We start from the raw sequence: 10260 nt of genomic DNA, 5'->3' as shown, positions 1-10260 counted from the left end.
GGTTGGCGGGGGGGGGGGGGCCGGGGGGGTGCCCCGGGGGGGGGGCCGGGGGGGCGGCTTCCCCCCGGGCCCGGCGCCCACCCCGGGGCCCGGCCTCGCGTCCACCTCGGGGCCGGGGCCGGCTCAGGTGCCGGCGAGCGGGAGGGAGGCCGCGACCACCTGACCCAGCGCCACCGCCCGCTCCAGCGCCTGGCGCAGCAGGTCCTCGCGCGGCTGCCGGCCGACCGTCCCGGCCGGGACGGCGTACATGGTGACCTCGCCGAGCTGGTTGGCGGCGAACCGCCAGGCGTCGGTCACCTGGAGCGGCTGGTGGGCCTGCCACCAGCCGGTGCTGCCGCCCGCCGCCGCGGGCTGCAGGACGGCGTGCAGCTTGCCCATCGCGACCAGCACCGACCAGCCCGGCAGCTGGTCCGGCGTCTTGTCGAGGTCGGTGACCGGCTGGAAGCCCGCGTCCTGGAGCAGGTCGAGGAACTCGTCCTCACCGGTGATGGTGCCCGGCCGGCCGACCGGGCCGGTCGGCTCGACGACCAGGGAGGCGTGGCCGGTGTCGCCGTGCAGCACCAGCCCGCAGGTGATGCCGAGGATCGCGGCCTGGCCCGGTGTGCCGGGCCGGCCGGCCTCCGGGCCGGACGCCGCGTCCGGCGACGGGGCGGGGCCGGGAACCGGTGCCGGGGCGGGGAGCGGTGGCTGCGGGTGGGTGGGAAGGGCGTCGGCGGCCGGGTCGCCCTGGGCCTGGCTGATGCTGCGGACGGCGCCGGCCAGCTGCTCCTCGGAGACCGGGACCACCTGGGAGGGGATGCAGCGGGCGTGCGCGAAGGCCAGGACCGCCGTCTCCTCGCCGACGAACAGCACGGTGCTGGTGGGCTCCTGGAGAGCGTCGCCGGGCGTGCGGCAGGAGGTGCACTCGTAGCTGTCGGGCGCGTGGGCGCCGCCGAGCAGGCGGTCGGCCTCGTCGTCGCCGATCTCGGAACGGACCTCGTCGCTGACGTCGAGCATGCGCGGCACTGATGGTCTCCTCGGTGCGGTGTCGGGGATCGGACGGGGCGGCCCGGAGGCGGTCGTGCGGGCCGGCCCTGTTCGAGCCGGAGGCGGGGACGGCCCGGCCGCCCTGCCCAACGGGCCCTTGTGGCAGGGGTCACGGGTGGGGGGCCGGGGTGACGGGAATTGCCCCGGATTCGATCGCCGAGGGTGTCGATGGCATCGCAATGTGTCGATCCGGGTGGCATGGCTGCCGGATTCGAAGTGTGAGGTGAGCCACGGGCCGTCGATGTTTGATCTAGGAAATGACGCTTAAAACGGACATTCAGGGCATGAATGGCGGGAGGTTACCGGCGGTAATCCCCTGCTGAGCTGGGGAGACCCGTAACTGTTTGGATCCCCGACGGCCGACTCGTAGCTTCTTTGGCGGTGCAACGAGCACCACCCGGGTTCACCCCCGACGCACAGCCCGCCGGTTTTCTCCCGGCGCCGGCCGTGCCCGCCGATACGACCGCTCGAACAGGTCGCCGGTGCGTGGCGGGTGGCCAGGGGCGGCGCGGGACGTCCGACACGTCTCCGGCCGCCCGACGGACGCGGCCGGCGATTCCAGTCCTCCTCCAGGGCTTGGTTCCGCATGCCCGCCCGGGGCTGTCGAGAGGAACCCCATGACTTTCCGTAACGAGATCGCCGCTGCCACCACCCCGTCCGCCACCAAGCGCAACCGCGTCCGGATGGCTGTCGTGGCGGGCGCCGCTGTCGCGGCCCTGCCGGTGGCCGGCCTCGTCACGGCCACCTCGGCCTCCGCCGCCTCCGTCTCCACCTGGGACGCCGTCGCCCAGTGCGAGAGCGGCGGCAACTGGGCCATCAACACCGGCAACGGTTTCTACGGCGGTCTGCAGTTCACCTCCAGCACCTGGGCCGCCTTCGGTGGCACCGCCTACGCCTCGCAGGCCAACCTGGCCACCAAGGCGCAGCAGATCGCCGTCGCCGAGAAGGTCCTCGCCTCGCAGGGCCCGGGCGCCTGGCCCGTCTGCTCCGTCAAGGCCGGTCTGACCAAGGGTGGCGCCCCCGCCGCGGTCGACACCGCCGCCCCGGCGACCACCGCCCCCGCCGCCAAGCCGGCCGCCCCGGCCGCCACCGCCACCGCGACCCCGAAGCCGGCCGCGCCGAAGGCCGCGGAGGCCCCCAAGGCCGCCGCCGCGCCGAAGGCCGCCCCCAAGGCCGCCGAGGCCCCGAAGGCCGCCGCCGCGCCGAAGGCCGACAAGGCCGCCAAGCAGGAGCAGGGCAAGGGCTGGACCTCGAACGACGTCAAGCAGGCCAAGGGCGGCTACACCGTCAAGGCCGGCGACACCCTGAGCACCATCGCCGCCGCCCAGGGCGTCGACTGGCACGAGCTGTACAGCAAGAACGCCAAGGTCATCGGTGCCAACCCGAACCTGATCTTCCCGGGCCAGACCCTCACCGTCTGATCCGACCCGGTCCGACCGCCCGGCCCTGTCCGACTTCGTCCGCCCCGGCCCGGTCCGGTCGCCCGGTCCTCCGGCCGCCTTCCCGCACGCGGGGAGGCGGCCGGCGGCGTTCGGTTCGGTGCGGTGCGTGCGTGCCGGTGTGTGCGGGCCGGTGCGCGAGGATGGGGGAGTGACCCAGGGCGAGTTGTTCGGCGAATCCTTCGGCGGCCCCTCCGGCCCCTCCGGCGGTTCCTTCGGCTTCGACGCCGCCGCCGGGCGCGGGCGGTCCGAGCCGGCCCCCGGCGCCGTGCTGCTCCCGGGCTGGCTGGACGCGGCGGCGCAGCTGCGGCTGGTCGCCGCCTGCCGTGCGTGGGCGCGCCCGCCCGCCGGGATGCACACCGTCCGGATGCCCACCGGCGGGCTGATGTCCGTGCGGATGGTCAGCCTGGGGTGGCACTGGTACCCGTACGGCTACTCCCGCACCGCCGAGGACGGCACGCCGGTCAAGCCGTTCCCGCCCGAGCTCGACGGGCTCGCCCGGCGGGCGGTGGCCGAGGCGTACGGCGCGGCCGTCGGCGAGGTCGCGGGCGCGGCCGGGTACGCGCCGGACACCGCGATCGTCAACCACTACCCGCACGGCGCCAGGATGGGCCTGCACCAGGACCGCGACGAGCGGGCGGACGCCCCGGTGGTCTCGCTGTCGCTCGGCGACACGTGCGTCTTCCGGCTCGGCAACACCGAGACCAGGACCAGGCCGTGGACCGACCTGGAACTGCGCAGCGGGGACCTGCTGGTGTTCGGCGGGCCGGCCCGGTTCGCGTACCACGGCGTGACGAAGACCCTGCCCGGGACGGCGGACCCGGCGCTGGGGCTGACCGGCCGGCTCAACATCACCGTGCGGCAGTCGGGGCTCTGAGGGCGTCCGGGCCGCGCCGTGGCCGGCGGGCCGTCCGCGACGGCGGCGTTCGACCTCGCCGGGCCTCGTTCGACCCCGTTCGACCTCGTTCGAGTGAATCGGCGTCCGCGGTCCCGGTCGCGGGAATGCCCCGGCTCGCTGAGGAATTCGATTGAGCTGGAGAATTCGAGAGAATGGGTCGCGGCAGCCGGGCGGAAGACCTCCGGCCGGGCGGCGGCCCCGAGAGGACGTGTTCCATGGGTACCCCGGTCGACGATCTCGTCGCGCTGCTGGACCTTGAGCAGATCGAGCTGAACATCTTCCGCGGGCGCAGCCCCGAGGAGGCGCTCCAGCGCACGTTCGGCGGACAGGTCGCCGGCCAGGCCCTGGTCGCGGCGGGGCGCACCGTGGACGGCGACCGGCCGGTCCACTCGCTGCACGCCTACTTCCTGCGCCCCGGTGTGCCGGGCGTGCCGATCGTCTACCAGGTGGACCGGCTGCGTGACGGCCGTTCGTTCACCACCCGCCGGGTGCTGGCGATCCAGGGCGGCCGGTCGATCTTCGCGCTGACCGCCGACTTCCACGCCTCGGAGCCGGACAGCATCGAGCACCAGTTCCCGATGCCCGAGGTGCCCGCCCCGGAGAAGCTGCCCAGCGCGCTGGACGAGGTCGGCTCCCGGCTCGGCGAGCTGCCGCCGTTCATCAGCCGGCGCCAGCCGTTCGACATCCGCTACGTCGACCGGCTGCGCTGGACCACCGAGGAGCTCGCCGGCGTCGAGGCGCGCAGCGGCGTCTGGCTGCGGACCAACGGCGAGCTGCCGGACGACCCGCTGATCCACGTCTGCGCGCTCACCTACGCGAGCGACATGACCCTGCTGGACGCCGTCCGCGCCCCCGTGGAGCCGCTCTGGGGCACCCGTCACTTCGACATGGCGTCGCTGGACCACGCGATGTGGTTCCACCGCCCGTTCCGCACGGACGACTGGTTGCTCTACCAGCAGGAGTCCCCGATAGCCCACGGCGCCCGGGGCCTGGCCCGCGGGCAGATCTTCGACCGCAGCGGCCGGCTGGTGGTCTCGGTGGTGCAGGAGGGCCTGTTCCGCCGGATCAAGGACTGAAGGACCGGCCGGCCGGCGGGGTGAGACCGGGCATACATGTCGTCCGGTGTGACGATGTGACCGGCGTATTGAGCGGTGTGACAGCCGCGCGACGGTATCCGGTGCCGGGAATGCCCGGCCCGGGTATCGGATGTTCGATGGGGTGAGTGCAGTACGGACGGCCCGCCCGGCGGGCCCTGGACCACAGTGGGAGGGCGAGCCGATGACGGCGACGGCCGCGGAGGAATGGAAGCACTGGAGCGATCGGCGGGCGGCGGCGGTCAGCACCCCGCACGGCCAGCTCGCGCTCACCGGCACGTACTGGCTGGAGCCGCAGCCCGCGGAGATCCCCGGGCTGCCCGGGCTCTGGTGGACCGACGCCGAGGGCGTCCGGGTCCGCGCGGCGGCCGCCGACGGGCTGGCCGTCGCGGGCGAGGCCGCTCCCGTCGACGGGGAGGTGCTGCTGCGCCCGGACACCGACCCGGCTCCGGACACCGCGTCGCTGGGCGAGCTGCTGCTGGTGCCGATCGAGCGCGAGGGCGAGCTGGCGCTGCGGGTCTTCGACCCGTCGGCGCCCCGACGGGCCTCGTTCGCGGGGATCTCCGCCTACCCGTACTCGCCGGAGTGGGCCGTCCCCGCGGTCTTCACCCCGTTCGAGGCCGGGCAGGAGCGGGCGGTGGTCGTCCCGAACGCCGACGGCAAGGAGCGCTCGCTGACCGTCAGCGGGCAGATCGCGTTCACCGTGGCCGGGGAGCACCGGACGCTGACGGTCAGCGGCTCGGCCAACGGCCTGAGCGGTGTGATCGCCGACGCCACCAGCGGCCGGGACACCTACCGGTTCCGCTTCATCACCCTGCCCGCGCCGGACGAGGAGGGCCGCACGGTGCTGGACCTGAACCGCGCCTACCTGCCGCCCTGCGCCTTCGCCGACCACTTCATCTGCCCGTTCCCGCCGCCCGGCAACCGGCTGGACTTCCCGGTGGAGGCGGGGGAGAAGCAGGTCCTCACCCGGTAGCGCACACCACCCCCTGCCGCCCCCGCCCGGATCTCCGACCCCGGTGTCGACGGTCCGGGCGGGCGGGGCCACGATGGGGCACTGTGTCGACCAATCATCCTGCCAATTCCGCGCCCGCCGGGGACGCACCACCCACCCCCTCCGACGCCCTCCCGTCCTCCGCCGCCGCCGTCCCGCCGACCGCCGCCCCGCCGACCGCCTGGTACCGCCGGTTCGCCCGCAGCGCCTTCGCCGACCTGAGCCCGCTGCGCGAGAACGCCGACTACCGACGGGTCTGGTTCGGCCAGTCCGTCTCCTCGGTCGGCCAGCAGATGACGGCCGTCGCCGTCTCCGTCCAGGTCTACGACCTGACCCGCTCCACCTTCGCCACCGGTCTGGTCGGCCTCTTCTCCCTCGTCCCGCTGGTCGCCTTCGGCCTCTACGGCGGCGCCATCGCCGACACCGCCGACCGCCGCCGCCTCGGCCTGATCGGCGCGGCCGGCCTCGCCGTCGTCTCCGCCGTCCTGGCCGCACAGGCCCTCGCCGGCCTCGGCCTCGTGGCGATCCTCTACGCGGCCGTCGCCCTCCAGGCCGGCTTCTTCGCGCTCGCCTCGCCCGCCCGCTCGGCGATGATCCCGCGCCTGGTCCCCGCCCACCAGCTCCCCGCCGCCAACGCCCTGAACACCGTCAGCATGAACCTCGGCCTCACCGTCGGCCCCATGCTCGGCGGCGTCCTCATCGGCGTCTACGGCGTCCAGGCCGCCTACCTCGTCGACACCGTCGCGTTCGCCGCCACCATCTACGCGATGTGGCGCCTGCCCGCCATGCTCCCGCTCGGCGAGCGCAAGGGCCGCGCCTCCGTCCTCGACGGCCTGCGCTTCCTGCGCGAGCAGCCCAACCTGCGCACCAGCTTCCTCGCCGACCTCGCCGCGATGATCTTCGGCATGCCGCGCGCCCTCTTCCCGGCCCTCGCCGTCACCTTCTACGGCGGCGACGCCCGCACCGTCGGCCTGCTCGCCGCCGCCCCCGCCGTCGGCGCCCTGGCCGGCGCCCTCTTCTCCGGCTGGGTCGGCCGCGTCCACCGCCAGGGCGCCGCCGTCCTGGCCGCCGTGATCGCCTGGGGCCTGGCCATCGCCGCCTTCGGCCTGGTCCGCAACCTCTGGCTCGGCCTGCTCCTGCTCGCCGCCGCCGGCTGCGCCGACACCATCAGCATGATCTTCCGCAACACGATGATGCAGGTCGCCGCCCCGGACGAGATGCGCGGCCGTCTTCAGGGCGTCTTCATCGTGATCGTCGCCGGCGGCCCCCGCCTCGGCGACTTCGAGTCCGGCGCCGTCGCCTCCCTCACCAGCCCGGCCGTCTCCGTCGTCAGCGGCGGCCTCGCCTGCGTCGCCGCCATCCTCCTCCTCGCCGCCCGCCGCCCCGCCTTCCTCCGCTACGACGCCCGCCACCCCACCCCCTGACCCCCACCCCCACCCCCTGACCCCCACCCCCACAACCCTGCAGCGAGCACCCCCCGACGTGCTGTATTGTTTTCCTCGTCGCCGGGACAACCGGCCGACAAGGTCGAGAAACCCGAAGCAGAGCCCCCCAGGCTCCGCCGGGCCACGAGACCACGGGACGTGGCGCAGCTTGGTAGCGCACTTGACTGGGGGTCAAGGGGTCGCAGGTTCAAATCCTGTCGTCCCGACGTGAGTCGGAAAGGCCGCTGGCCGGGAGAAATCCCAGGTCGGCGGCCTTTTACGTGACGCCCCGTTAGGGAAGCAAGCCACCTGCGAACACCCCTAAACGATCTTGCTGGGGACCAGCTGGGGACCAGGACCCTCCGGGCGGGCCGTGAGGAGCTGCCCCCGGGGACCAGCCAGCTGAAGGCCCACGTGTCCCCTTTCGGCCAGAGTACCGGCGGCGCAGGCCGCGTGAAAACCCTGCTCGGCGAATCCACCGGGCTTCAGGACGTCTCCACGGTGCAACACCGGGTGGCGGCGGGAAACGGATTCCGGCTCGGGTAGTGGATGCGTTCCGACCCTGGCGCCAGGAATCGGAAGTTCGCCCGGTCCACAGCCCAAATGCGGGCCGATCTGCCGAATTCGACACCATCCGCATGGCTCCGCCCCGTTGTTGACACTGCACAAGAGCGGGGTGTGGCGCTGGCCCTCCGCAGCGGCCGGGCGGGGCGGCAGCGCCGTCATAGGGCGACCGTAGGTAGCTCCCACGCAGCTGCTGCCCGCGATCACGGCGCTGGCCGTCGCAGTCACCGAATGCCCGCTCGATGTCGCGATCCTCGTCGCGGCCAATCACCGCCGCCTGCCGACCAAGCTGCCCCTCTCCGCCCGCGGCGGTCGGCTTGCCGCGGTCGGCACGGGGGCGAGGGCAGCATCGACCAGGTGCCCCGGACCGCGGACCTCGCCAAGCAGTGCGGCTTCCGAGTCGTCGGGGTGATCAACCACCGCCGCTCAGGGGTCAGTTTCACCCTTGCCGGGACCACCCTCCGCGAGGGCGGAGAGACACCAGGGCTCGAACTGCCTGTTCTATGACGGACGGCCAACCTTCGCGCGGGCGGAGGGCACGCAGTGTCAGTGGTGAAATCCTGGGCGCGGTCCGGCCAACTTCCGCGCGGGCGGAGCGGACTCGATGATCCCGTTCATGCCCCCGAACAGGCCCGGCCAACCTCCGCGTGGGCAGAGAGGACGTCCTTCCGGCCGGCACCGGCGAGCACGCCGCTGGAGGACCTCCGCGGGGGCGGAGAGACATCGGCGGCGGCCCGATCCGGAGGATGGCCTCGGGAAGACCTCCGCGCAGGCGGAGAAGGCGTCCTCCCCGGCCGGTACTACTACTAGGCAGTTGGCCAACCTCCGCGCGGGCGGAGAGGACCTGCTTATGGGTTGACCAAGGAGCGAACTTCCGCGCGGGCGGAAATCGATCGAATTGCTGGTCTCCCCTCAATTGGACGTACGGACAACTTCCGCATGGGCGGAGAGCACCACCGCGGACAGGTAGGCGCGCAGGCCGGCGCCCGGCCAACCTCCGCGCGGGCGGAGAGGACACCGGGGAGATCCGCATTTGGAAGCCGGAGATCGGCCAATCTCCGCACGGTGGAGAGGATGGGATGTAGACGGGGATGATGATGTAGGCCACCGGCAAACCTCCGCCCGGGCGGAGAGGACCGGTAGATCAGCGTCCCGTCGATCGCGCCCCACGACCAACCTCCGCGAGGGCGGAGAGCGCTTCGGCTGGCATCCGCACTGGCACGTTCAGTACGGCTAACCTCCGCACGGGCGGAGGGGGCAGGACCGCGAGGGCGCTGGCGGGGACGATCGCCAGTCAACCTCGCGTGGGCGGAGAGCGTGACAACAGGACCTTATGAACTCGTCGGGCCCCTTGAACGGCTAGCCTCCGCACGGGCGGAGGGCACTTGGCGCGGATCTCCGCGGTGACGCCAACCTCCGGCCGACCTCCGCGCGGGCGGAGGGTACCTCCTCGCCCTCTACGTCGCGTGGGTGCGGGTGGGCCAACCTCCGCGCGGGCGGAGAGGACAACGGGGCGTGCTTCGCCGCCACCCACGCCGGCGGCCAACCGCGCGGGCGGAGAGGACTCCAATCACATCGCCACCAAGGCCAAGCAGGACGGAAGACCTCCGCGTGGGCGGACAGGACTGCAACTGCATCGGGTCGCCGATGCCGATCACCGACCAACTTCCGCGTGGGCAGAGAGGACCCCCTTTGCGTTGGTCGAGGTGGTGGTGACATCCGGAAGACCTCCGCGTGGGCGGAGTGCACGTCGTCGGGACGCATCAGTTCGCGAAAGCCTACGGCCAACCTCCGCGCAGGCGGAGAGCACTGTGAAGCGGGCTGCCGTCTGGAACTACGACGGTGAACCTCCGCGTAGGCGGAGGGTACATCATTCTGACACGGACTCTGGTTGTGCAGCCTGGTCAACCTCCGCGCGGGCGGAGAGAACTGTGCGGCAATCTGCGCTTGCAGGGCGGGGTTCGGCCAACCTCCGCGCGAACGAGAGCACCGCAGCACGGCCGGCACCGCGAGCGCCGTCGACGGCCGACCTCCGCGAGGGCGGAGAGGACATCGAAGCCGACGACGAGATCAAGGTCAAGACCGGCCAACCTCCGCGTGGGCGAGGAGGACCGCTGGTTCCTCGTGCTGGAGGAGCAGAACGACGGCCAACCTCCGCGTGGGCGGAGAGGACTGGCGCACGACGGTGTCCATTATCCACGGGTGCGGCCAACCTCTGAGCGGGCGGAGAGAGCCGGGCGTTCAGACCGCGGACGTGCCCGAACAGCGGCCAACCTCCGCGCGGGCGGACGGCGCTTCCGCATGAAGAGCTTCTTGGTCGGTGTCGACGGCCAACCTCCGCACAGGCGGAGAGCGTGTGATTAGGTACATCAGCCGACAGCCGAACCGCGGCCAACCTCTGTGCGGCAGAGAGCGAGTCGATCTCAATATCCGAAGCTGTGACGGCTGTGGCTGACCTCCGCGCGGGCGGATAGCGGCCAGGGCGTCTGGGTGAGTATCAGGTGGGGCGACCAGCCTCCGCGTCGGCGGAGAGCACAGTATTGGCGGCCTGCTCAAGGGCGGCGTCGGCGGCCGGCCTCCGCGCGAGCGGAGGGCACATGTACGCTCCGAAGGACCAGGCCGCGAAGATCGGCAAACCTCCGCGTGGGCGGAGAGCCGAGGCTAGGAACGCCCAGGAGAAGGAGGAGCTCGCCGAACCTCCGCGTGGGCGGAGAGAGAACATTTTTGGCTCTCCTGCTTGATGTGTGGGTCAGGCTGTTGAGGGTTGGCGTCCGGGGAGGATGGGCCGGGGGCCTGCGAGGGTCAGCATGACGAGGGCAAT

General features: G+C 72.8%; 6 protein-coding genes and 1 tRNA gene. 6 read left to right on the top strand and 1 reads right to left on the bottom strand.

Going from position 1 to position 10260, the window contains the following annotated elements:
• Positions 1-123: 123 nt before the first annotated feature.
• Complete coding sequence (locus ACFXAM_RS35220; protein ID WP_380297586.1) at positions 124-1005, bottom strand: hypothetical protein; 882 nt, start codon at positions 1003-1005, stop codon at positions 124-126.
• A 638-nt stretch (positions 1006-1643) separates the two neighbouring features.
• On the opposite strand from ACFXAM_RS35220, the gene ACFXAM_RS35215 reads away from it, so the two are divergent.
• The 6 genes from ACFXAM_RS35215 (at position 1644) to ACFXAM_RS35190 (ending at position 7102) form a co-directional block, all read left to right on the top strand.
• Positions 1644-2447 carry a transglycosylase family protein gene (locus tag ACFXAM_RS35215; RefSeq protein WP_380297584.1) on the top strand — a complete coding sequence of 268 codons (804 nt, stop codon included), beginning with the start codon at positions 1644-1646 and terminating at the stop codon, positions 2445-2447.
• 286 nt (positions 2448-2733) lie between these two features.
• Complete coding sequence (locus ACFXAM_RS35210; protein WP_380297588.1) at positions 2734-3342, top strand: alpha-ketoglutarate-dependent dioxygenase AlkB family protein; 609 nt, start codon at positions 2734-2736, stop codon at positions 3340-3342.
• Positions 3343-3578: 236 nt separating this feature from the next.
• Positions 3579-4439 (top strand): acyl-CoA thioesterase II, encoded by an 861-nt coding sequence (gene tesB / locus ACFXAM_RS35205; protein ID WP_380297582.1) that lies wholly within the window; start codon positions 3579-3581, stop codon positions 4437-4439.
• 202 nt (positions 4440-4641) lie between these two features.
• Positions 4642-5433, top strand: coding sequence for a DUF1684 domain-containing protein (locus ACFXAM_RS35200; RefSeq protein WP_380297580.1), 792 nt, complete (start codon positions 4642-4644; stop codon positions 5431-5433).
• An 83-nt stretch (positions 5434-5516) separates the two neighbouring features.
• Complete coding sequence (locus ACFXAM_RS35195) at positions 5517-6875, top strand: MFS transporter (protein ID WP_380297578.1); 1359 nt, start codon at positions 5517-5519, stop codon at positions 6873-6875.
• 153 nt (positions 6876-7028) lie between these two features.
• Positions 7029-7102: transfer RNA gene (locus tag ACFXAM_RS35190), tRNA-Pro, on the top strand.
• Positions 7103-10260: the final 3158 nt, after the last annotated feature.

The sequence above is a fragment of the Kitasatospora sp. NPDC059462 genome, assembly GCF_042749955.1.
GTDB lineage: Bacteria > Actinomycetota > Actinomycetes > Streptomycetales > Streptomycetaceae > Kitasatospora.
Note: the sequence above shows the minus strand (reverse complement) of the source record. Positions and strands in the feature narration are given on the sequence as shown.

Excerpts from the sequence above, each read along its gene's own strand:
- ACFXAM_RS35215 (WP_380297584.1), top strand. The coding sequence starts at position 1,644 with ATGACTTTCCGTAACGAGATCGCCGCTGCCACCACCCCGTCCGCCACC.
- tesB (WP_380297582.1), top strand. The coding sequence starts at position 3,579 with ATGGGTACCCCGGTCGACGATCTCGTCGCGCTGCTGGACCTTGAGCAG.
- ACFXAM_RS35200 (WP_380297580.1), top strand. The coding sequence starts at position 4,642 with ATGACGGCGACGGCCGCGGAGGAATGGAAGCACTGGAGCGATCGGCGG.